The 21,432-nt window shown below is 64.2% G+C and carries 20 protein-coding genes; 16 read left to right on the top strand and 4 right to left on the bottom strand.

Annotated elements, in window-relative coordinates:
* Positions 1 to 66: 66 nt before the first annotated feature.
* Positions 67 to 456, bottom strand: coding sequence for an XRE family transcriptional regulator (locus tag AWC27_RS29850; RefSeq protein WP_139836733.1), 390 nt, complete (start codon positions 454 to 456; stop codon positions 67 to 69).
* A gap of 495 nt (positions 457 to 951) precedes the next feature.
* On the opposite strand from AWC27_RS29850, the gene AWC27_RS02960 reads away from it, so the two are divergent.
* The 5 genes from AWC27_RS02960 to AWC27_RS02940 all read left to right on the top strand — a co-directional run bounded on the left by AWC27_RS02960 (position 952) and on the right by AWC27_RS02940 (position 6,384).
* Positions 952 to 2,397, top strand: coding sequence for a type IV secretory system conjugative DNA transfer family protein (locus tag AWC27_RS02960; protein ID WP_245846809.1), 1,446 nt, complete (start codon positions 952 to 954; stop codon positions 2,395 to 2,397).
* 251 nt (positions 2,398 to 2,648) lie between these two features.
* A complete protein-coding gene (locus AWC27_RS02955) occupies positions 2,649 to 3,701 on the top strand; it encodes a cell division protein ZapB (protein ID WP_085669125.1) in 1,053 nt (350 codons plus the stop codon).
* Entirely contained in the window at positions 3,698 to 4,918 is a 1,221-nt protein-coding gene (locus tag AWC27_RS02950; RefSeq protein WP_085669124.1) for a hypothetical protein, read from the top strand. The genes AWC27_RS02955 and AWC27_RS02950 overlap by 4 nt, the downstream gene beginning before the upstream one ends.
* 297 nt (positions 4,919 to 5,215) lie before the next feature.
* Positions 5,216 to 5,731 (top strand): excisionase family DNA-binding protein, encoded by a 516-nt coding sequence (locus AWC27_RS02945; protein ID WP_085669123.1) that lies wholly within the window; start codon positions 5,216 to 5,218, stop codon positions 5,729 to 5,731.
* Positions 5,728 to 6,384 (top strand): DUF6036 family nucleotidyltransferase, encoded by a 657-nt coding sequence (locus AWC27_RS02940; protein ID WP_139836732.1) that lies wholly within the window; start codon positions 5,728 to 5,730, stop codon positions 6,382 to 6,384. The genes AWC27_RS02945 and AWC27_RS02940 overlap by 4 nt, the downstream gene beginning before the upstream one ends.
* A gap of 1 nt (position 6,385) precedes the next feature.
* Here the strand turns inward: AWC27_RS02940 and AWC27_RS02935 are convergent, their stop codons facing one another.
* Positions 6,386 to 7,177: a hypothetical protein gene (locus AWC27_RS02935; RefSeq protein ID WP_245846808.1), complete on the bottom strand. Its 792-nt coding sequence runs from the start codon at positions 7,175 to 7,177 to the stop codon at positions 6,386 to 6,388.
* A 469-nt stretch (positions 7,178 to 7,646) separates the two neighbouring features.
* On the opposite strand from AWC27_RS02935, the gene AWC27_RS02930 reads away from it, so the two are divergent.
* Genes AWC27_RS02930 through AWC27_RS02900 form a run of 7 tightly spaced genes read left to right on the top strand, consistent with a single transcriptional unit; the run spans position 7,647 to position 16,328 of the window.
* Complete coding sequence (locus AWC27_RS02930; RefSeq protein ID WP_085669120.1) at positions 7,647 to 8,648, top strand: hypothetical protein; 1,002 nt, start codon at positions 7,647 to 7,649, stop codon at positions 8,646 to 8,648.
* 5 nt (positions 8,649 to 8,653) lie between these two features.
* A complete protein-coding gene (locus AWC27_RS02925) occupies positions 8,654 to 9,343 on the top strand; it encodes a hypothetical protein (protein WP_139836731.1) in 690 nt (229 codons plus the stop codon).
* 29 nt (positions 9,344 to 9,372) lie between these two features.
* Complete coding sequence (locus AWC27_RS02920) at positions 9,373 to 10,308, top strand: conjugal transfer protein (protein WP_245846807.1); 936 nt, start codon at positions 9,373 to 9,375, stop codon at positions 10,306 to 10,308.
* 38 nt (positions 10,309 to 10,346) lie between these two features.
* A complete protein-coding gene (locus tag AWC27_RS02915; RefSeq protein WP_047316699.1) occupies positions 10,347 to 10,622 on the top strand; it encodes a hypothetical protein in 276 nt (91 codons plus the stop codon).
* Positions 10,623 to 10,665: 43 nt separating this feature from the next.
* Positions 10,666 to 13,479: an ATP-binding protein gene (locus AWC27_RS02910; protein ID WP_085669117.1), complete on the top strand. Its 2,814-nt coding sequence runs from the start codon at positions 10,666 to 10,668 to the stop codon at positions 13,477 to 13,479.
* Positions 13,476 to 15,473 carry a hypothetical protein gene (locus tag AWC27_RS02905; RefSeq protein ID WP_139836730.1) on the top strand — a complete coding sequence of 666 codons (1,998 nt, stop codon included), beginning with the start codon at positions 13,476 to 13,478 and terminating at the stop codon, positions 15,471 to 15,473. Before AWC27_RS02910 ends, AWC27_RS02905 begins: the two co-directional genes overlap by 4 nt.
* A 51-nt stretch (positions 15,474 to 15,524) precedes the next feature.
* Positions 15,525 to 16,328: a DUF4326 domain-containing protein gene (locus tag AWC27_RS02900; protein WP_085669115.1), complete on the top strand. Its 804-nt coding sequence runs from the start codon at positions 15,525 to 15,527 to the stop codon at positions 16,326 to 16,328.
* Between the two features lie 3 nt (positions 16,329 to 16,331).
* Here AWC27_RS02900 and AWC27_RS02895 read toward each other — a convergent pair whose 3' ends face one another.
* Positions 16,332 to 17,591 carry an IS110 family RNA-guided transposase gene (locus AWC27_RS02895; RefSeq protein ID WP_085669114.1) on the bottom strand — a complete coding sequence of 420 codons (1,260 nt, stop codon included), beginning with the start codon at positions 17,589 to 17,591 and terminating at the stop codon, positions 16,332 to 16,334.
* Between the two features lie 337 nt (positions 17,592 to 17,928).
* Here AWC27_RS02895 and AWC27_RS02890 point away from each other — a divergent pair, with 337 nt between their 5' ends.
* Genes AWC27_RS02890 through AWC27_RS02880 form a run of 3 tightly spaced genes read left to right on the top strand, consistent with a single transcriptional unit; the run spans position 17,929 to position 20,089 of the window.
* The gene (locus AWC27_RS02890; RefSeq protein ID WP_085669113.1) at positions 17,929 to 18,729 is read left to right on the top strand and encodes a hypothetical protein; all 801 of its coding nucleotides are present in this window, start codon (positions 17,929 to 17,931) and stop codon (positions 18,727 to 18,729) included.
* The gene (locus AWC27_RS02885; RefSeq protein WP_085669112.1) at positions 18,726 to 19,178 is read left to right on the top strand and encodes a hypothetical protein; all 453 of its coding nucleotides are present in this window, start codon (positions 18,726 to 18,728) and stop codon (positions 19,176 to 19,178) included. Before AWC27_RS02890 ends, AWC27_RS02885 begins: the two co-directional genes overlap by 4 nt.
* 59 nt (positions 19,179 to 19,237) lie before the next feature.
* Entirely contained in the window at positions 19,238 to 20,089 is an 852-nt protein-coding gene (locus tag AWC27_RS02880) for a DUF2637 domain-containing protein (protein ID WP_085669111.1), read from the top strand.
* Positions 20,090 to 20,172: 83 nt separating this feature from the next.
* Here the strand turns inward: AWC27_RS02880 and AWC27_RS02875 are convergent, their stop codons facing one another.
* Positions 20,173 to 20,619 (bottom strand): helix-turn-helix domain-containing protein, encoded by a 447-nt coding sequence (locus AWC27_RS02875; protein WP_085669110.1) that lies wholly within the window; start codon positions 20,617 to 20,619, stop codon positions 20,173 to 20,175.
* 153 nt (positions 20,620 to 20,772) lie between these two features.
* On the opposite strand from AWC27_RS02875, the gene AWC27_RS02870 reads away from it, so the two are divergent.
* The coding region (locus tag AWC27_RS02870) for a PE family protein (RefSeq protein ID WP_139836729.1) at positions 20,773 to 21,432 on the top strand (660 nt) is incomplete at its 3' end.

Here is a 21,432-nt window from a genome sequence, read left to right as displayed (position 1 = left end):
TCGACATACGTACAGAGCAAGCCGTTGAACGGCTCACCACTTCCTACGCCGAACCAGACCCGAGGATCAACTGATCTCACATGCTCGATAAATTACCTCCGCGAGACTGTTAAGAACTTGCGGTGTAAGGGGTTTGGCGGTTCGATGGCACTGAACGACGCCGCCGCTATCGCGCATTGCTCGAAGCACATTGAGCTGCGCGTCGACCACCTCGTCGGTTGGATCGGTCAGATAAACCGTTGGTACACCAAAAAATTTCGCTATCGCTTCGAGCTGCTCACTTGTAGCGTCGATCCTCATCCCGGCGCGCCATTGCTCTAAATCGTTGTGGCTGAAAGACACACCGGACCGGCGCGTCATGGCTTCGGTGGCAGCCGCGTTGGAAAGCGGCGGCTCTCCCGCCCTATGCATCACCGCAAATAACTTGTTTAGCCGATCCGCCAGGGTTGAGGTCATGGCATCTATTGTGCCCTCAGGCGGCGTTGGGTGGTTTGCGGTTCATCGCAGATGCCGCCGCCGTCTCGTGCTGTCGGTTCGGTACGCATGCCAGCCTCCCAATAAATCAGTATGTGCACATTATTTCGTTTACTTATTGCAGTATATGATTTATTGTGCAACGCTAAGGCAGGTCCTGTGTCATTACCCGGATCGACCACTCAGGCAGCCCCGCACTCTGCCTCATCGTGACCAACTACTGGGAGGACCAGCTGTGACGCTTCCTGAGTCCTCAACGGGGCAGCGACGCCGCGGCGAGGGGATCGACCACCAGACGCTCACTAACTGGCGCTCTGCGGCACGTCTCTCTGATGCCGGTCTGCAACCCCGGGAGGACCGAGGGCGGCGGCGTCACAGTGGCCCTCTACGAGCGACCGACGCTGGCCGTCACCTCAGTCCCCGCCGAGTCCCAACAACGAATACCCATCGGGTATCCGCCAAAAGGATGGTGCCCTAGTGACCTATGCACCGCCAGAGACACCGTATTGCGGGTTCATGCGTCGGTTCGTCAAAGGCCGTGAGCAGCTGTTCGTTCCGCGCACCGCCGCGCATTGTTTGATCAGTGCACCTACCGAGTCGGGCAAATCGCGCCGGCTGCTGGCGCCGGCGAGCGCGTTGTGGGGCGGTCCGTTGGTGCAGGTGTCGTCGAAGGACGACGTCATGCAGCTGACGATGGAGCGCCGGTTCGGGCCCAAGGCGGTGATCGATTTTCGGCCGATCATCGACCCTTTCTATCCAATCGGGGTCCAGGTGATGGTGTACGACCCAACCACCACCATCGAAACCCCTTACGAGGCGCTGACCGTCGCCGAAACCATCATGCAGATGGCCACCGTCGGAATGGGCTCAGGTGCCGATCAGGTGTCCGATGGCGGCGTCTGGGAGTCCCAGGCTGCGGGCCCGCTGGCGGCATTCTTGTATGCGGCATCGCCCAACGGCAACGGGATGGGGATGGAGTGGGTTCTCAAAGCTGTCGACAATCTTGAGGTCACCGACGCCGCCTTGCGGCAACCGAGCTGGGTTCAAGCCACCGCCCTGTGTAGCAGGTATGAGGTGCTGGCGATCGGCATGACCAGAATTCTGGGAATGGAACCGCGGCAACGTGATTCGGTGGCCATCACGATGCGCAAAGCCATCACCCCGTGGTTGCGAACCTCGTTGATGATGGCGGGCGGGGCAGATGTCACCACGGTGTTCGACGCTTCGTTTCTCGATGATCCCAGCGCCACCCTGTTCGTGCTGGCACCGGCAGACGGCACTGTGGCGGGCGCCGCCGTGACGTTGATCGACTCGCTGATTCGACGTTGGCGTGAGAAGACGTCGCGGTGCGAACAGATGCATCGCCTTCTGTTGGCGATCGACGAATTGCCCAACACGGCACCCCTTCCCGATTTGCGTCGCATCGTGGGGGAGGGCCGTGGTCTAGGTATCAACTTGCTCGCCGTAGTGCAGGCCTCGGCCCAAAATGACACCGTCTACGGGCAGGTCTACGCCCAGGAACTCCGCGAGATCTTTCCAGCCAACATCATCATGTATGGAGCGCACGAAGAGGCCTTGCTTGCGCGCACTGAGGACTGGTCGGGGCTGACATTTCGCCGCACCGAAAGCTATGGGCAGGCCGACGGACACAAATCTCTGAGCACCGATTTCGGTCCGGTCCTGCGGTGGCAGGAGTTGCTGCCACCTGACCCCGAACACGCACGCCTCCTCCTGCGCGGGGGACTCGGGCATTGCGTCGAAATTCCGGACTGGACACGGTTTAAGGCGTACTACGATCAGGCCAGCCGTGCGTTGGTCGCCGCACGCGCGGGCTGCCCACCCCTGACGGCAGCTTCGCCCGCTCCACCCGAATTGGCAGGCTCTGAGCGCAAACGCTGGCACCAACGGCTTCTCGGCACGTGACCTTTCACCACAGGCTGTTGCAAGTGAGTGATCTGTAGGGCCTGACGCAACGTGCGCTTCAAAATCTCACGGATGACTTCCAACGGACTTCAAATTTGAAGTTGCGGTGAGACCACGGCGGCCCGCATCGGCGCGTGGGAATGGGCGGCTGCCGCGTGTTGGCACGGCATCTGATCACACGCAGCATGCGACTCGACACCTTGTCGCAGGGCCGCGCTACTGTGCTGGGCAAATGAGGAAGGGAGCCTTGGATGGCTGAGCATGATGACGATGACCTGGCCTCACAGCTGCGGTTGTCAACCGTCGAGGTGATCACGCTTCACGCGCTGCGTTTGCAGATGATGCAGCATGACGTCGAGCGGGAACGCCGTCAGAAGGTCCGGGAACGCAAGCAGGACGTAATCCGTCAGTTCCACGACGAGTTTCGCCAGCTTCTGGTCGCAAATGGCGACGAGATGCCCCACGTCGATCTGTTCAGCGCCGGCGTGGCTGCGGACCTGGCTCACGCAGTCGATCGACGTTCGCGGGCGATGATCCTTCTTATCGAGTTGATGACCTTCAATCCCTGGTTCCCGTCGTTGGGCTGGGTGAGCGCAGCACGTAAAGAAGCCCTGAAATCTGCGGTGGGCCAACTCTCCGGAGTTTCGCAGGACGATTTCGACGCCGCGACAACGGAATTCGACGGGCTGATTAAGCAGCTGCGGCGAAAGTCAATAAGGTGGGGCCGGGTAGCTGCCGCGTCCGTCGTTGGTCTGGTTGTGGGTGCCGCGACAGCGGGCTGGGCTGCACCGCTCGTTGGCGGGGCCATCGGTGCATCGATGGGCTTTTACGGTGCCGCGGCGACGTCGGCGGGCTTGGCGGTTCTCGGTGGAGGATCGCTAGCCGCTGGTGGATTCGGTGTCCTGGGCGGAACCATCCTGGTGAGCGGCGTTGGAGGTGTGTTCGCCGCGGGTGCTGCTGGTGCGGCTGCCAGGTTCACCCGCATCGGCGCCGCCGCCGTCGTTGCAGACGCCATCAAGCTTGATCTGTTGGCCAGGCTGGTGCTGGCCGATTCGAAGGACCGTGACCAGAAGCTGCGGCGGGTCGCCGAGGGTCTGCAGAATCGCATCAATGAATTCTCCGAGAAGATCAACTCACTGAGTGAACGGATCGCCTCGTTGAAGGCCGACAACAAGCGTCTCAGCGCTGAGAACAGCTCACTCAAAGAGGAGTTGGCGAAATTGCGGGAAGATCGAGCTGAAGCCCACAATACAAGAGCCATATTGGAAGTCGTGCTGGACCGATTGCCGGCGATAGCCTCATGACCGACGATTTTGACCGCAACCTCGACACTCAGCGTCGGCGACTGGACGCGATGGACACCGCCGTCGCCAACTTGATATCCGGTGAAACGACCCCGAGCGAACTACTACCGACAGCGCCTGCGCCACAATCCTACGAGGCTCTGACGACATTCAACGACCAACTCCGTCTATCGAACTCATGGACCGATGTCGACCTCGACGCCGCCCTGACACCCCAACAGGCTGAAGTACTCGAAGACTGGCGCCGCCGTCAGCGTATCCGCTGGACCACAGCAGACATCGCCATCGTCGGGCTGGCCGGTGTTCTCGGTACGGCCTGCATATGGTTCGACGCAGCGGTCGACCGAGCAGTTCGCCAGCGGCTGAGCGCAGTAGCCAAGACTCGCGTCGTCCGATTCTGGGAGAACGCGGGCAAGAAGCTGCCCATCGATTACATGGGTGACGGATTCGGTGGGCGCGCCCACAGAATCAAGTCCGCCGGCCACGATCTGGCCCGCCCCTTTCAGGCCCTCAAGCAGATCATGGACGGCGAATTCGAGGGCATCCGATGGTCGTTCGGCCAGCGATCCACTCTCAAGGTCAGCGGCCGATTCGATGTAGTCAGTTCGTTCGAGGAAGCGCTGTTGCGCTGGATCATGCACATGGGTGCAGATGTCCTCACGCCGATGAGTCTGCCCATCCCCGGTGCGTCGCTGCTCTACGAATTGGACAACGAGACCATCAGCAAGCTTGCGTTGCACGCGTATTCGGGCTTACGTGCCGGGGAAGGGCTGAATCTTCGATCGGCGACGGTGGCACCGGGCATGACCGCATTAGCCACCGAAGTCGTTGTGCGCACACACGTTCACCTGAACGCGATGCGCGAAACTGGGACCTTCGAGCTGACACGTCAGCAAGAGCGAAAGCGCACCGAGTTACGCCTGGCCGCGCACTCGTTGGTCGGTGCAGTTTCGCTTGGCAAGGCAACCGCACAGGGCCTGGTCACCAAGCACCCCGCTGCGATCAGGCACATCCAAGTCCCCACTTTGATACTGGCTGGAAAGACCGCGCTGCAAGTGGTGGCTGACGCCTCCGACGAAAGGTGCGCATCAGCGCCGACCTGGGATCAGTTACTAGTGGACGTCGCTCAGCCCTGGCAACTCGATCTGGCCACCGGTATCGACGCGGCTTGGCCGATGACCGCCGGCGGCAGCCGCGGCAATGGCGAGCGGCAATAGGACATGAGCACTTCGTGAGACAAGCCGGGGCGCAGCGACCGTAGCTGCCGCCGAACAACTTCATCGAAGCTGACGATCCGGCCGGCAACGTGATCCGTGATCCGTGATCCGTGATCCGTGATCGGGATGTGTCGATTCTGGCTCGGATACCACTGGCGCTTCCAATTGGCGACCCGGTTGCGACGGGGAGTTCGTCACGACCGGTGAACGCCGGCGAACGCTGGTATTGGCGCGCAAGCTGTCCCGCGCGCCCCAAATCGTGTTGTGTTTTTGGTGGATACTTCTTACTTTGATCGTATGAGTACCGAGATTCTCCTTCGTACTGGCGAGGTCGCCAAGCGACTTGGCGTGTCTCGGCAACACATCGTCGACCTGTGCGATCAAGGGGCGCTGCCCTGTGTCATGGTGGGCAGCCACCGCAGAATTCCCGAAGGCGCCGTCACGGCCAAGCTCGCATCCGCTAGTGGGCGTGTGTTATTTGCCGGCGGGGCGGAGCAGTCCCTATGGCTGCATGCCGCATTGATCCCGCGCCTGCTCAAAGACCCGGAGGTGGTGGTCGGGAAAGCTCGTGCGAATCTGGCGCGGGGACGGGCGTCTGGAGCTATCGACGTTCACAGCGAGCCGTATGCCCGTGAATGGGAGGCAATCCTGGATGGGGGCGTGGGATGCACCATCGCTGCACTGTTAGACCCCTCCGAGCATGCCGCGACGCTGCGGTCCAGCTCTCCATTCGCTGGGATTTTGCCTCAGGATGAGGTTCGCGCGATTAAGGAGGCGCGGCGGCAACGCCGTCTGGCGGAGTTGGCGCGGTGAGGCGCCAGCAGCTTGCCCACATCCTGCGGGCGTCATGCCAGATTGCCCGGGACAATCAAGTGTTGGTTCTCGGTTCTCAGGCGATCCTCGGCGCCTATGACGACGATGAGCTTCCCGCTGCGGTGTTGATGTCGATGGAGGCCGACATTGCGTTCCTCAGCGATCCCGACCGACGTAAAGCGGACGAGGTTGAAGGCGCGATCGGCGAGATGTCCACATTCCACGAGACCAACCATGTGTACGCCGAAGGGATCCATGTCGACACCGCTGAACTGCCCGCCGGCTGGCGCGAACGGTTGGTGAGTTGGAACCTGCAATCCAGCCATCCAGCAGAGCCGCGGTTCGTAGAGCCGCACGATCTCGTTGTCAGCAAGCTCGCAGCAGGGCGTGAGAAGGACATCGTGTTCGCGGCGAGTTTGCTGGATGCGGAATTGGTTGGCCTCGACACGCTTCTTGCCCGTGCGGCACAGCTACCCCGTAGCAGTGCACGGGTCACACAGTCGCTGGGGTTCTACCGGAGGCAGGAACTCGACGACGCAATCCCGTCCACCAGTGCTGCCCCGCAGGCCAAAGATCTTGACGACCTGATCAAGAAAATCGCCGAACGTGATCGCAGCCGTAGCCAGGACCGCGACTACGGCCTTGAGCTTTAGTTTAGTAGTCACTGACGGGCACGGGCGCAAGGGCGATGTCGAACACCGCGTCTCGGATGCCCACCGCCACAGCACCACTCATCCATGCAACACCGATCAGGCAAAGCGCCAGGGCGATACGCACAAGGTGCAGGGGCTGTTGGGACTGTGAAATCTGGTTGGTGGGGGTCATGTCGACCACCTCTGCGGGTTCGAACGTCTCGAACACCGATGGTGCGGTGAGGTCGTCGGGTCCCAGGGGCAGGGTAAGTTCTACCGGCAGCGGGGGCGGGGTCAGGGGCCACCAACTCGCCGAACCCTCAACGGCCAACCAGCCGTTGAGGATTCCGTAGATGCCCGCGGCCGCGAAGGTAGCCGGGATTTGGGCCAGCACGTAGGGCGCGACCACCGTCCCGGCCAGGGTGCCATCAGGGCTGTAGAGCAGTGCGGTGATGGTTCCGATGCCCACCGCAGTGCACAACAGTGCCGGAATCGGGTATGCCCGCAGGCGCTCAGGAATGAACCGCACCGTGTACTCGTAGAGCAGCCGGCCGGCGAGCCAGCCAAGGGGAGCTAGCAGCGCGCAGACCCCGATCACGATGCGCTCGATGACGATCTCCACCGTCGAGCCCCGCCGGGCCCACAGCGGGTGCATCACGCTGTCGTCGTAGGGGCTTGGCCGTGCGCCCGCCGCCATGCGGATGCGCTTGCGGATTTGGCGGTTGAGCAGCTCGGCGCGGCGTTTCTGAACGTTCCAGATGCTGGCGTGTTCGGAGATCCATTCGCGGCGGAGCTCGTCGTACCGATCAGGCATTACGTGACCCATTGTGTGTTCCTCTATTGTTGATTGTGCTTTTATCTGCCAGACTCGACAGCCATAGGACGAGCGTAGCCACTGCTGCGCAAAATGTCGCCAGTCGGTTGAAGGGAGAGGCTCACACCATGGCTCTACTCGCGTTGGGCGGCATATTTGTGCTGTTCATAGCACTTTTTGCAGCGGCACTATGTCTGGGCAGTGCTAGCTCCTCGCGGCGTCCGGCGCCGCCTGTAACGATCCCGTCCGGCGTCACCGCCGCCACTAAAAGTAAGCAGTTCGCGAACGCCCATGTATCGGCTATGGGTGTTTACCAGGTGATGTCTTCGGCTGGGTGCTGGCCGGGTGTGTGGGTGGGTTTTTCGCCGGTGGTCCACGCCCGTCCCGTGGTGTCGCCCGTCCCGGAACGGATGCAACGCCGACACCCGAGCGCGATCGTGGCGCGGGCGACCTCACACGGGGCGCTGCGATGAGTGCCGACGAGCTGATTTCTGACGATGAGTGGGTCCGCGGGCTGAACGGATCCGGCGCCGACGCCGTCCCATACGGCACCGAGGGCGACCCCGGCGATGTCGGGGAACTGGATGTGGCCGCGCTGATGGCCGACGATGACGATCCCTCGACTGGTCCGGTGAGTCTCGATTCCGAACTCGACGGTGACCAGAGACCTGCCCGGTGCGACCACAAGCTTCTGTGGGGCTTTGGTGGCGTGGCGGCCGCAGCTGTGGTCGCCGCACTGGTGGGTTCCGTGGCGTTCTATTCCAACGACACACCGGAGCCGACCAGAGCGGGCGGATCGTTGAGTGAGCCGCAGGCGGTAGCGGTCGCGAAGGCATCGTCATCGCCTGCCCCTGCCGCCGGTCCGGGCGTGGACCGCCCGTTGCCCTATACCGCCGATGCCCAGAACAGCTGCGCTGAAGGGTCGACGCCGGCGCAGACGATGTCGGGGATGGATCCCCATAACGCGTTCGTGTGTGTGCGGGCAGGCGGTGACGGGCAGGTCATCACTATCGACCTGGGGCGAACCTACGTGCTGACGGCTTTCTCGTTGACCCCCGGCTGGGTGGGGCAGGACGCCAGTGGGGTCTCGCAGTGGTCGCAGCACCGTGTGGTGAGCATCGTTCAGTGGAGCTTTCCCGATGATCCGAGCATCCCACCGGTGATGCAGAACACCCAGAACGTTCACGGGGAAGCGGTGCAACCGATTAAACGTGTTCTCGCATCACGTATTCAGATGCTGATCCGGTATACCTCACGTCCCCCGGCCGATCCGGTCGCACCGCCGACATCGGCCCCTGGCGGCAACTTGACCAGCGTGTTCGGCGACTCCGCTCCCAGCGTCGCCCCGCACCCGTCGGCGGCGTACCCGACGGGTGCGGCGACGGGCGCCAGCAGCAGTGATGGCTCCGATCCGGTCGACGCCACCTTCGCCATCAGCGCGTTGAAGATCGTCGGACACGAGGCGGTGTGACGCAGATGAGTGACAGCTCCTACGGATACCTCAACAAACCGGTTATGTGGTCGGACGCCGATGTTCGGCGGTGGAAGATCAGCCAGCTCCTGCATGTCCTCACCCCGGCAGCGGCGATGTGTGTCGTCCTCACCGCAGGTCCAGAGGTGACGGTCACAAGCCCGGCCACCTGGTCTAGCACCCCGTGGAACCTGTTGCTCGCCATGGGCTTTGGCGTGCTCGTCTGGGATGTGCGGGCGCTGTGGCTGCGTCGCTGTGGACGGCGCACTCCGTTGACCGTCCCGGTGGATTCGATCGAACACGCGTTGCGCTTCGCAGAGGACGCCTTGGGCGTCAACGCATGGCCCTCGGGTCGAGGCGGCTATGTGGGCCTTCGGAGCGCCGCGGCGATCGACCGCGACACCACGATGGTGTGGAAGTCCTTTGCGATGCAGCCGCTCGCGGCGTTGGCATACGCGGCGTCTGAGCCTCAAATCGACAACGCCATGGGATGGCTGGTGCGCACGGTGACCCGACTGTCATTCGCCGACTCCGACGATGCCTGGGCGGAGGCAGCTCACGCCGTCGCCGCGACGACGCCTCCGACGATGCACTCGTCGTTCGTCCGCGTGATGAACATGGAGCGCCGTCAGCGCGACTCCGCCGCCGTGGTGATGCGTGATGCCGTGCTCGGCGCGAGCGTGGCGGTCCAGTGATGAAACTGAATCGGACATGGACCGGGCGGGTGTCCACAACATCGTCGGCCCTGCGGCGCTACGGGACCACCGCCCTGATCGTACTGGCGGCTCTGAGCGGTTTGCATACCGTGTGGGACTTCCTGTTCGGCGAGCCCACTGACGTCGCTACTCCGGCCCGCACTGTGGTGAACAAGTCCGCGGTGGTGTCCTCGTTCGCCGAAGATTTCGTGACGACCTGGCTCACCGCGACCGCGTCCAGCGCGGCCTCACTGCATCAATTCGTTTCGGTGACCCCCGCCGACTTGAACCTTCCCACGACTCCGGCCGTTGTCCTGGGATCACCGTCAGTGGTTGCTGTGACCTACGAAGGAAATGCCGGTAAAGACGCTGAGGCAGAGGTGTTTTCGGTCGTGGTGGGGGTCAACGAACGCCCGTACGAATCAGCCTCGCCCACCCGGTACCTCTACCGAGTGCCGGTCCTGTGGTCGCGGTTCGGGCCACGGGCGACCGGCCTGCCGTTTCAGGTCAGCGGGCCCGGACCAGGCGCCAATCTCGCTGTGGCATATCCGCGCACCCTCGCGAGCACCGACAACGCCTACCAGGTGGTGTCGGGGTTCATCACCGCCTACCTGACCGGCACGGGAGATGTCGCCCGGTATGTGACAACCGATTCCATGCTGGTCAGCATCGGCGCACCCTATTTGGCGCGCAAAGACGACAAGGGCAACCCCTTGCCACTGGTCACCTCGGTCACCGCGACCGGTCCAGTGCCCGCCCAACCCGCCGACGGCCAAACCGCGCAGGTCTTGGCTCAGGTGACCGCCTTGACCTCGCAGTACGCCAACGTGGCAATGACCTACCCGTTGACGTTGCGAGGCGTCGGCGGGCATTGGTCGGTGGCCGGGATTGACCGGGCACCTGTGCTCTCCAGTGACGACAACATCACTCCGGTGGCACCTATGAGCGCCCCACCGGCGAATTAACAAGTCCATCAACACCTCTGAGAAAAGGAAGCACCACCATGATCACCACCATCGTCGCCGCCGGCGACTTGCTCACTGCGATCCCGAGTCTGTGGAACGATATGCGCTACCCGCTGGCGATCTGCTTGATCATCTCCGGCATCGTCGGCGGAATCGTCAGCATCCACAAAGGATTTGGCGCCGCAGCGGGCAAGCTCATCGGCGGAATCGCGCTGGCCGCCATCGCGCTGGGCGCCGTCGGGCTGACCGCGTCAGTCGAGAACACCGTCAACCGGCACGGCGGCAACGTGCTCACCGGTCAATACGGCCAGTAGCCGCATCCACCGCCACCACACCTGCAAATGGGGAAGGACCACGATGGCAGAAGACCAGCAGGAGACGGCGAAGTCGTTCGCCGATGTGTTGAACTTCCCGAAACGGCTCGGCTTCCTCGACGAGCACACCAGGATCCCACTCGGCCCATGGGGTCCGTGGGACGGTGCTGCGGCGATCCTGGGGCTGGGTCTTACCGGCTGGGGAATGTACGTCTGGTTCTATGACGGGTACGCCCGCTGGATATGCATGTTCGGGCTGATGTTCACCGCGATGGCGACCTACGCGGCCCGCCAGATTCCCATCTCCCGCCCCTCACCGCGGTATCGGATGTTGTGGGTGCTGAACTGCTTCATCGGTACCCAGTCCCGCGCCGCGGTCTCGGGCAAGCGTGACCTGTGGAAGTCACCCCCCAAAGCGGTCATCGACAATCTGGTGTTCACCAAGGGTGGCGTTTATGCCGATTTCATCCTCGCTGAACAGCCCAGCGGTATGCAGCGCTTCGCCGCTCGGCGCGCAATCGCCGCTGGCCACCGGCCATTAGTGCGCCAGCTGCCGTCGGGGATCGTGTTTTGGGGAGTATCGCCGCGCGTGGATACCAAGCGGTTGCAGCAGCGCATGATCGCCGGCCGCGAACACCAGCCGCGCTGGATCCGCGAAGTGCGTGAGTGGGAACCGTTTCTCGCCGAGAACCTCTTCTATGAGCAGGTATTCGGTGTTCGTGTTCCCGTGGACGCGGGGATGGCGGGTCGCTCAGCGGCGGGGTCGGTGGCCAAACTGACCAGCGCGGTCATCGGTCGCGACCAAGACGCCCCCGACAGCCTCGATGCGTTGCGTGAGGTCGTCGCACAAATTTTGGGGAAGATTCCGGCGACCTTCGCGCCGAGGCCGGCCACCCCGCAGCAGATCATGTGGCTCTACGAACGGCACTGGACGCGCGGTGCGCTCAACCGGCCCTTTCCCCACGAACCGGGGGGGCCACGTCGCCTGGCGGGCAAGGATTTTGCATGGATGATGCCGGTCGAGTTCGACGAAGGCGACCAGCAGCGACGCAAACAGCACCGCTCCTGGTGGCGGCGGGTGTTCCCGTCCTTGCGCCCGTTAGTGGTTCTGCGCGGGCCATCTTGCGACAGTTACCAGAGCATGCTCGTCGTCGCCGAGCTGCCGCGTGGTGGCCTGCGTTTCCCGGGTGCAGAGATCCTGCAGTCGGCCTATGACGTCGACATCACCGCCGATGTCGACTGGTACCAGCACGTCAGCATCACTACCCGGGAACAGGAATTGAGCACCGTCGATCGCGCACAACGCAACCTCGACGACCAGTCTTTCCAGATGTCGGGTACCCGTGACGCGGACCTGGCCCGGCGCTACGCCGCTGGCGAGGAATACGAGAATGCGCTCAACGCCAGCCAACTGGAACGCGGTGTGCACGCCGCGACGGTGTTAGCGGTTGGCGCCGCGACCGCAGCGCACCTGACCGACGCCGTACAGCAGCTCAGGACCCATTTCGCCGAGGAGCTTGGCACCGCGCTGTCGGCTCGTCACGGTGCACAGGCTTCGCTGTGGCAGCTGGGCCAGCCGGGGAGCGAAGGCAACACGCCACGAAGCCAATTCAAGCAGCCCACCACCACTGAGCACTGGGCCCGGTATGCGCCGCTGGTGGGCTCCCAGCTGGGCCACGACACCGGCATCCTGTTCGCAGCCAATCTGGCCACCAGACGGCCCCGCCCTGTGCTGCTGGATTTCGAGGGTTTCAAGGAGCGCCGGGGCGCTCCGGGCATGCTGTGGATCGGTCCTCCTGGGGGCGGAAAGTCGTTGTCCTGCAAGCGTGTTACTGATGCGCTCATCAAACGCGGGCACCAAGTGTCGATTATCGACCCGGGCACGCTGGGTGAGTGGATTCCCGCGCTGGCGCACCACGGCGACCGCGTCCTGACCATTAACCCCTACACCAGTCGGTGGTCGTTGGACGGTCTGCGGATCTTCCCGCGCGAACACGCCGTCGAGCACACCCTCGATCACCTGTTGCCGATGATGGGCATGGATGCCGTGTCGGCGCCGGCACGCCAGTTGGGACGGCTCCTTCGTCCCGATGACCGAGTGGCCGAATCCCTTGGCGGGCTGGTGCGTTACTTCAAGAATCTCGACCGGGCGGCCTACTCCGAGTATGAGGAGCTGGCTGACAGTCTGATCTATTTCTCCGAAAAGGATTATCTGCGTGCGATGTTCGACGAGTCGCTGCCGGTGCCGCCGATCGCCGACAAGGACGCGGTGATCTGGCAGATGGCCGGGCAAGAGTTGCCGACGACGTCTGAGACCGACGAAGTCCACCTTTACAAGCGTCAATCGCCGCGCGCCCGTGCGGGTTTGGCGATCTACGGAATGATCGCCTCCTTGACGCGGCTGTCCTACACCGGGCCGAGCCGCCGCCCAGGCGCGTTCGGATTCTTGGTGACTGAGGAAGCCCGCGAGTACTTCGCGTCCCCGGTGGGCCGTAAGGACGCTGAGCGGATGGGCAATCAGGGCCGTAAGGAACGTTACGGCCTGCTAGGCATCTCGCAATACCTGGAGCATTTCGACGGCATCGGCATCCAGAACCTGCCGATGCGGGTGGTGACGCCGTTCAAGCCGACTGACCTTGAGTATGCGAAGTCGACTTTTAAGCGGTTGGGGATCGACCCGGACGAATACCCCAATGTGCTGCAAATGCAGGTGCAGCCCGGCCGCGGGCTGGCCTACCTCTTCGACGATCTGGGGCGGGTCGGACTGGTGGACATGCTGCCCCCGGTCCAACCAGACCTGTTGGCTGCCTTCGATACGCGCGACATGGAAGTCCAAGGGCAGGAGTGGGCAGCATGACTGAACTGCTGGCCGCGTGGTTGTACACGCGGCCCCGGATCCGCCGCTTCTGGTTCATCGTCCAAGCCATCTGGGGTGCTTCGCTCTTGGCTGTTGTGACCGCGCCTACGGCGACCGCCGACACCCTGGGCTCGGCATGGTCGTTTACCGGCTTACACGACAGCTATGGCGTTCCGATCGGCCAGCACTTCGTGTCCTTGCCCCCGCTGATGGAGATGATCGGCTCCAACGGCCCGGAATTTGGTGTCGACCCGACCACATGGGCGCCGGCCATCATGTCTTCACTGAACACCTCGCTGACCTACGCCCAACTCAACATGTTCCTGGCCGGGGAAGCCGCGTTCTTGATTGGTGTGTGCTCGGTGGGCATCTGGCTCATCAAGTTCGCCCTGGGGGTGTTGTGGCTTTCCTGGCTGGGTGCGATCGCCTCCCCGATCGTGGACACCATGAAGGCGATGATCGAGCGGATGCACCTGTTCGAAGGTGGCATCTTGTTCTCCGTCGTGGTCGGCGGAATCCTCTGTCTTACCACGGGTTTCAGTACGGGTATTGGGATCATCTTGGGCGGGTTTGTGGCGTTGCTGGTGTTCTGGCTGCTGCTACGCGACCCCACGGGCGAGTTGATCAGCGACAACGGACTGTTGGGTATGGGTCGGTCCTTGGGCTTCTCCCTGGCCCAGGGGGTCGTCCACAATGGGCCGGTCGCCGCAGGCGGCACCAGCGCGCAATTGGACACTCTGACCTCTTGGATGGTCGATGTGCTCGTCCGCGACGTGGTGCAGCTGGTGAACTTCGGCCAACTGATCGACGACGTTCCCGGGTGCGCGAGTGTCTACAACAGCGCACTACTCAGTGGCGCCGGCGCAGCTCAAGCCGTGAAGTCATGCGCTCCTAGCGCCTACGCCCACGCCCTACACCTCGACGCGACTACCGCCGGGTTGTTCTTCATCATTAATTGCCTTGTCCTACTGATTCTGTGGTCACTCGATTACATGGGTATCGAGGCGTTCCGGGTGGGCTTCAAGGCCTTCTGGAATTTGTTCATCGTCGTTCCCGCCGTGGCTATTGCAGCATTCCCCGGCCCGCCCCGACAGTTCGCGAAGAAAGCCGCCGGGCGGATGCTGTTGCACGGCGCGGAGATGATGGCCGCAACCGCCGGACTGGGCATCCTTGTCCTCGTCATGGCCAGCGTCACCCGCGGAACGCTGCCCGGAACGATCGCGATGACCGCTCCGCTGGCCAAAGTGCTGGTGATGGTGCTCTTGGCCGTGGTAGGCGCGCTGGCTTTCCGTCTTGCGCTACTGCGGGCCTTCGGCGACCACGGCATTCCCGGCCCTGTGCGGTTGGCGCGGGGCGGATATCGCGCCGTTACCGGAACCGCCCGCACCGTCAACGAGGTTGAGTACAGCGGCCGGGTCCTCAACACCTGGCGCGGGCGTCTGAAAGACCGCAAACAGTCGGCGTCGGGGCAGGGGCAGGGCGAGCACGGCGGCCCGGGCGCGCAACCACCCGGCCGCCAAGCACACCCCACCCCAACCGAGCGGCCCAGACGCAACGGCCCGGACCCACACTTCGGTACCGCGCCGACCCCATCACGTCCCGGCGGCGGTCCGGGAAGCGGCGGCGGCGTCCCGGCACGCACACCTGCGGCCCCCGCTGCACGCGCGTCGACCACCGCCGGTGGCCAGGCGGCCGGTCGCGCCGCCGCCCGCGGTGCCGCCGAGGTCGTGGCCCCGGAGGTCGCGATCCCCGTCGCTGCGGGCGCATCGCTAGCCCACCGCGGCGCCGGGGCCCGCGGCCACCATCACGACACGCACGGCGGGAGCGCGCCGGGCCGATCACAGGGTGGGGCGCCCCCGCCGAACAGCGCAGCCGGCTTCTACCGCGACCGCAACGAGCACAACGGCGCACCGACGACGCGGACAGCGACGTCAGATCATCCGGATCCCGGTGATCAACCACCGCCACCAGGGCGCTCGACACCCAGCCCGTAAACGCGCAGCACCCTAGCCGTCTTTTGCCCCATCACGCGAGTAGGACCGACTATGACTCTGGCCGTCTTTGAGCACCACCCCGACCTCTGGACACCGACGGTGGCCGGCCCGCAACCGCGCGTGCAGCGCGCGGGACTGCCGGTGCCACGCGGCGCGGTATCGGTCGCGGCCGGCTCTGCGTTCGCCAACACGTACGACACCGCGGCGCTGACCGATGAACAGCGTCTCGGGGCGACGGTGCGCTATGCGGTGTCCCTCGCCGGCCAACCAGACCGACTGGCCGACATCGCCGCCCTGCGCGGGCGGGACTTGTCCTGCACCTGTGCTCTGGGAGACCCCGGATGCCATCGCGGGGTTTTACTGGACCTTGCCAACCCGCCGAACTCGCTGTATGCCGCGACCGGGCACGCGATGGGCATCACCGTGCGCCGACCGTGGGCCTCACTGCTGCTCGTCCCAGAACGACTGGGCGGCAAGACAATCGAGAATCGAACATGGTCCACCGACTACCGCGGGCCGGTGCTCATCTACGGCGGTACCCGCATCGACGACGCGGGGGTGAAGGCAGCCAGCAACGCCGGCATGAACGCCGGGTGGCACACCAGCCAGCAAGGGTGGCTGGGCGCGGCGGCCCTGGTCGACGTGCACCGCTCTCGCGGATGCTGCCAACCGTGGGGGCAACCCAAGGTCCGTCCCGACGTTCCGGTCTATCACTGGGTTTTCACCCATCCCCAACGGCTCGCCGACCGCACCTGGGGCCGCGGCTTCGTCGGTATGCGACCCACACCGTGGTCGGTTCTGGTCCGACGCAGTCTGCTCAACCCGACCACCAAGAAAGACATCTCACGAAGTTAATAGTCAAGCCGCGAGCTGGATAGGAGGTGGGAACGCAACATGTTCGTCGTAGAGCTGGCCGGTGTGCAGGCAGTGGTGGAGTTGGCCGAGGAATTTGTTGAACAGGTGTCGTTGGGCTTGATGGTTCCAGTCTCCGGCTGCGCGGCGGGCGTCGAAGTGCCTGCGGGCTCCCGGGGAGGCGCGCAGCGATGCCAGTGCCCAGATCGGGCCGACAGCGTTGAGGCGACGGTTTTTGATATGGCGGTGCAGGACAACGGTTTTTTTGCCGCTAGCACGGGTGATCGGCGCCGATCCGGCGAACGCTTTGAGTCCGCGGGCATCGGAGAAACGGGAGCGGTCGTCACCGATCTCGGCGAGCACCCGGGCACCGGCGAGCATCCCCAGTCCGGGGTAGCTGGTGATGATCTTGGCGTCCGGGTGTTGGTCAAAATGGGCGATCGCCGCCTCGGCGAGTGCGTCGGCGGCAGCGCAGGTCGCGTCGAACTGGCTCAGGAGCGCGGTCAGGTGAATGCCCATCGCGTTCTCCACCACCGGTGGCTGGTGCAGGTAGTTGTCGGTGAAGATGTCGCGCAGCCGCTCGACGTCACGGTCGAGGTAGCGTTTGCGGCCGGCTTTGATCAGCAGCCGCCGCAACCGGGCCGGCGTCAGTTTGGCGGCCTGAGTGGGCGTCGGCGCGGCGGTCAGGACGGTGCGGGCATCGGCGCGGGCCAGTCCGCCTTCGGACAGGCCGGCGAACGCGACCAGCGCGGCCGGGTAGAAGTCTTTGAGGAGATCGCGGATCTGATTGCCGACCTGCTGACGCGCCCAGACCGCATCCTGCTGGGCCCGGGCCAACACCCGGATCGCTTGGGCCAGATCGGTATCGGCCGGCAACGGGCGGTGCGCGTCTGGGTCGGTGCGCACGATGTTGGCGAGCAGCACCGCGTCGGTGGCATCGGATTTGGCGCCCGAGACCGAGTACCGGGCCCGGTAGCGGGAGGCAGCCAGTGGGTTGATCGGATAGATCACCCGGCTGGTTTCGCGCAACGCCGCGACGAACAGGCCACGGTCGGTTTCGATCCCGATCGGGATCGGATCCTCGGCGGTGTCGCCGGCTTCGGCCAGCAGCGTCAGCAGTGCGGCGAATCCGGCGGCGTCGTTGCTGACCCGGCCGCGGGCCACCACTTTGCCATCATCATTGATCACCGCGACATCGTGATGGGCTGTCGCCCAATCAATTCCGCAATATTGTCTCAATGTTCCTTGGCTCCTTGGGTTGATCATCGTGCCGTTACCGGTGGACTCACGCGGCGCCCTAATCGTGGGACTCAAAGGTCCGTCATCTCACTAGCCGTCCGTGACTCCAGCGCACCGCAAGACTTCGTTCTGTCGAAGAGCTCAAGGCTCGGGAACAACCATCGGGAAGTCAACCCTGCGGCAGGCTCGGGCAACGGAATCCCACCACCTCACCGGGAGGTCTGCCGCCAGGCGCGCCGTTCTTTCAGAAGTCGTCGAACGACGGGAAAACTCAGGCGTCACCTGGCAGCAGACCGATCAGAAATAGTCCCGGTCATTTCGACCGATCAACCCATTCCTACAAACGATTAGGAGGGCACTAGCGATGACTGCCCTGTTCAATCACGCCTTCTACGACCACGACAACACCGACCGAGAGGCACAAGACCGCCAAGTGCTGCGGGCCGAAGCTGAGAAGAAAGCGCAGGAGCGGGCACGAGAGCGCCGCAATAAACTGGTGGGCCGAGTCGATGTTTTTGACGAGCTGCTCGACGGTCAGGTGGACGTCTTGGCCGGATCGCCATCGATCGCGGACGTCGCCGCCTTCTTCGGCATCGCGGCCAGTGCCTTGAACCGGGTGCTGCGCATGTTTCCCGATGAGTTCGCCTTGGACGGGTGGACCGCGCCGCGGTCGCGCGGCGGCAAGGATCGGTGGACTGATCGGGCGATCGTGCGGGCGGCTCTGCTGCTCGATGAAGTGCCATCAGCACCTGCCGCCGAGATTCGCTACCGTCTCGACGTCGCAGCACTTCCGGTGGCGTTCTCCAGCCGGGAGTTCCGAATCACGCAGTGCGAGAAGCTGTTCGCTCAAGCGATGACGGTGGTTGAGGACGTGCACGGAGATTCGTCTCCGGTGGATGTCTGGCGCCGGTTTCAAGAGATGCCGCGCTATGAACTGCAAGCACTCACCGTAGCGCTGGCGGCATTGGTGCCCGACGATGTCGCTGGCACAGGGTCTTTCCTGCGTGCGATCGGGGGGCGGCAGGGACGAGTCGCAGAGGGGCTTGCGCAGCTGATCCCGGTTCGGTCGAATCTCTACGAGCGTCGTCGTCGCGCCGGCCGCGAGCCGCGATCATCCGAGCCGGGCGGTGTGGCGGTCATAGCGCGGCGTGGGCGGCGGCGTTGACCACGGCCGACACCATCGCGCTGCGCGAAGGCCTGCTCGCAGAACTTCGTCGCAGCCCCGTCCCGCTATCGACAGCCGAACTGGCACAACGGATGCCGTGGAAGCCGGAGCGAACCCACGTTCCCTGCGCTCAGCTGTGTGACCTCAAACGGCTCGGTCCGGGAATCAAAATCGTTGAATGCCACACGGATTGGCATATTGTCGCCTACCGCCGCACCACTCACGGCTATACCGGCGTATATCGGCACCTGCGCAGCATGGAGGGCCATGGCCTGATCCGCAGGACAATTCGAGACGGCCGCAAACGGGTCTGCTGGACCGTTGTCGAGCCGACCGCGCTGCTCGTGCCGGCGGCCGGCGACACCGCCAGCCTCGACCAGGACGGGCCCGACGATGACGACCCGCCCGAGGATCTCGACGGCAGCACCGCACACCAGGTGGCCTGCTGAACGGCCTGCACAGCCACGCCGCACACGACGTCTGCACCCAGTATTTGCGAGAGGACAAAATGACGATGGAAGCGAGCATCCAGCGATACCCCTGGGCGGTGCTGGCTATCCAGGCCGCGGCCGTGAGCCTGGCCGTTTTCGTCGGCGTGGCCAGCTTCTTTTTGAGCTTCACCGCGCTGGCCGACGTAGCGGTGCGGTCACACGTCCCGCCCAGCCAAGCCTGGCTGTGGCCTTGCACGGTGGACGGAGCGACACTGTTGGCCACCCTCGGTGCCGTGGTCTGCATGTCCGAACACCGCGCCCGACGGTTTTTCTGGGCCGTTCTGATCGGCGGACTGCTAGTCAGCGTCGGCGGCAACGACCTGCACGCGGTCCTGCCGCCTGAGCAGGAGTTGCCCTGGATGCTGCGGGCCGCGGTCGGGGCTGTCGCTCCGATCGCGGTCGTCGTCAGCATCCACGGTCTGACCATCCTGATGCGGGTGCGTCGACCCAGCTCGGCCGCCGATCAACGCGCAACCCCGGCGGGTCAGCAACAGACGGTGCGCCCGCGCGACGTGCCCGCACCCGCACACTCGTCGTTGACCGCAGCGACTGCCGCAGCAGACCGGCTAGACCCCGACCAGGGCGTAGCCCCGGCGCCCGCGGCGACCCCGCCGATTCGCGACCACACTGACGCTGACAAGGGGTCGGTGCTGCCGTACGTCGATTTGGCCGACAAGGTGCTCGGAATTATCACGGTCAAAGACATAGACCGCGAGGAGATCGCAAACGTTTTGCGGATGAGCTACGAACACAATCTGCCCAACCGGGACATCGGTCGCCGCCTGACGCTGCGGCACCACACGGTCGGCAAGATCATCGATGCGAGCGCACAGGTCCTGCGCAGTGAGTCGTTGGCCAAGGTTTGCTAATGCAACGCCACCTTGGCCATGAGGAAGGTCGCCTTTGCCGACGAAGTCCGCCTTCCGCAGGCCCGGCCGCGGGGGTGCCGCAGCTATACCTGCGTTCCGGGCGGACGGCTTCGGGCGCGGCGATAAGCTGCGCGGTAAGTATCAACGCTGATACCCAGTACCGCAGCAAGGGTTCTGGCGTTGTGGTCGCTCAGCGCCTGGTCGGCGCGCTCAATCGCCCGCAGGGTTGTGGTGGCGATTTTGGCGGCTGCCGCGAGTTCGGGTTGTGTCATTCCTTTCATGACGCGCCAATCTCCGGGGTAGCGCTCTTCGGGGTCAATGCAGACGACCTGGTCGATTGCAGCGCCGAGAACGTCCATGACGCGTGCAAGGAGATCCACCTGTGGGGTGCGGGTGCCAGCTTCCCACGCATGGATGGTGGAGGTCCCGATGTCGCCCAGTCGTGCTAGATCGGAGACGCTCAAGCCGCGTTCCTGGCGGAGTGCAGCGAACTTCGCAGCATCAAATCCGCGCAGCACTCGCCTGGTCATCGGCGCGTTAGGGGCGTCATAGCTAGACAGGTTCACATTAACTCACATGCAGTGTTCAAGGCGGGCGACTTTTCGCAGCGTCTTAACGTAGACTAACGCCAGACAGTGCCGCCCGCTTTCCAAACCCCCGTCCGACTACACACGAGGATTCCCATGTCTTTTCTCTTCGCCACCCCAGAGTCGGTCACGGCGGCGGCATCGCAGATCACGACGATCGGATCCGCGCTTGAACAGGCCAACACCGCGGTGAAAGCATCGACAACCACGGTACTGGCAGCCGGCGCTGATGAGGTCTCGACGGCTATCGCCACACTGATGAGCACACACGGGCAGGCATACCAGACCGCCAGCGCCCAGGTCTCGCAGTTTCACAACCAGTTCATCCAGCTACTCAACGCCAGCGCAGGATCCTACGCAACCGCCGAAGCCGCCAACGCCAATCCACTACAGGCGGTAGAGCAAGAACTGCTGGGGGTAATCAATGCGCCGACGAACACGCTGCTGGGGCGCCCGCTGATCGGTGACGGTGTTGCCGGCAGCGCAGCGAATCCCAATGGTCAGGCCGGTGGATTGCTCTACGGCAACGGCGGCAATGGCTACAACGGTTTGGGCGGCGCGGGCGGCGCAGCCGGGTTGATCGGCAATGGCGGGGCCGGAGGCACCGGCGCCCCCGGCCGAGCCGGCGGAGCCGGAGGAGCCGGCGGTTGGTTGTACGGCAACGGCGGGGCCGGGGGTGCAGGTGGCCTTGGCGGCGCTGCTGGCGGCATCGGTGGGGCCGGGGGGGCCGGCGGTGCGGCCGGACTATGGGGCAAC

This window comes from Mycobacterium szulgai (assembly GCF_002116635.1).
GTDB lineage: Bacteria > Actinomycetota > Actinomycetes > Mycobacteriales > Mycobacteriaceae > Mycobacterium > Mycobacterium szulgai.
This window is presented reverse-complemented; position numbering and strand designations above follow the sequence as displayed.

What these genes read in the sequence shown, in the direction of transcription:
- AWC27_RS29850 (WP_139836733.1), bottom strand. Translation starts at nt 456, where the DNA reads ATGACCTCAACCCTGGCGGATCGGCTAAACAAGTTATTTGCGGTGATG.
- AWC27_RS02955 (WP_085669125.1), top strand. Translation starts at nt 2,649, where the DNA reads ATGGCTGAGCATGATGACGATGACCTGGCCTCACAGCTGCGGTTGTCA.
- AWC27_RS02950 (WP_085669124.1), top strand. Translation starts at nt 3,698, where the DNA reads ATGACCGACGATTTTGACCGCAACCTCGACACTCAGCGTCGGCGACTG.
- AWC27_RS02945 (WP_085669123.1), top strand. Translation starts at nt 5,216, where the DNA reads ATGAGTACCGAGATTCTCCTTCGTACTGGCGAGGTCGCCAAGCGACTT.
- AWC27_RS02935 (WP_245846808.1), bottom strand. Translation starts at nt 7,177, where the DNA reads ATGCCTGATCGGTACGACGAGCTCCGCCGCGAATGGATCTCCGAACAC.
- AWC27_RS02930 (WP_085669120.1), top strand. Translation starts at nt 7,647, where the DNA reads ATGAGTGCCGACGAGCTGATTTCTGACGATGAGTGGGTCCGCGGGCTG.
- AWC27_RS02925 (WP_139836731.1), top strand. Translation starts at nt 8,654, where the DNA reads ATGAGTGACAGCTCCTACGGATACCTCAACAAACCGGTTATGTGGTCG.
- AWC27_RS02915 (WP_047316699.1), top strand. Translation starts at nt 10,347, where the DNA reads ATGATCACCACCATCGTCGCCGCCGGCGACTTGCTCACTGCGATCCCG.
- AWC27_RS02910 (WP_085669117.1), top strand. Translation starts at nt 10,666, where the DNA reads ATGGCAGAAGACCAGCAGGAGACGGCGAAGTCGTTCGCCGATGTGTTG.
- AWC27_RS02905 (WP_139836730.1), top strand. Translation starts at nt 13,476, where the DNA reads ATGACTGAACTGCTGGCCGCGTGGTTGTACACGCGGCCCCGGATCCGC.
- AWC27_RS02900 (WP_085669115.1), top strand. Translation starts at nt 15,525, where the DNA reads ATGACTCTGGCCGTCTTTGAGCACCACCCCGACCTCTGGACACCGACG.
- AWC27_RS02895 (WP_085669114.1), bottom strand. Translation starts at nt 17,591, where the DNA reads ATGATCAACCCAAGGAGCCAAGGAACATTGAGACAATATTGCGGAATT.
- AWC27_RS02890 (WP_085669113.1), top strand. Translation starts at nt 17,929, where the DNA reads ATGACTGCCCTGTTCAATCACGCCTTCTACGACCACGACAACACCGAC.
- AWC27_RS02880 (WP_085669111.1), top strand. Translation starts at nt 19,238, where the DNA reads ATGACGATGGAAGCGAGCATCCAGCGATACCCCTGGGCGGTGCTGGCT.
- AWC27_RS02875 (WP_085669110.1), bottom strand. Translation starts at nt 20,619, where the DNA reads ATGACCAGGCGAGTGCTGCGCGGATTTGATGCTGCGAAGTTCGCTGCA.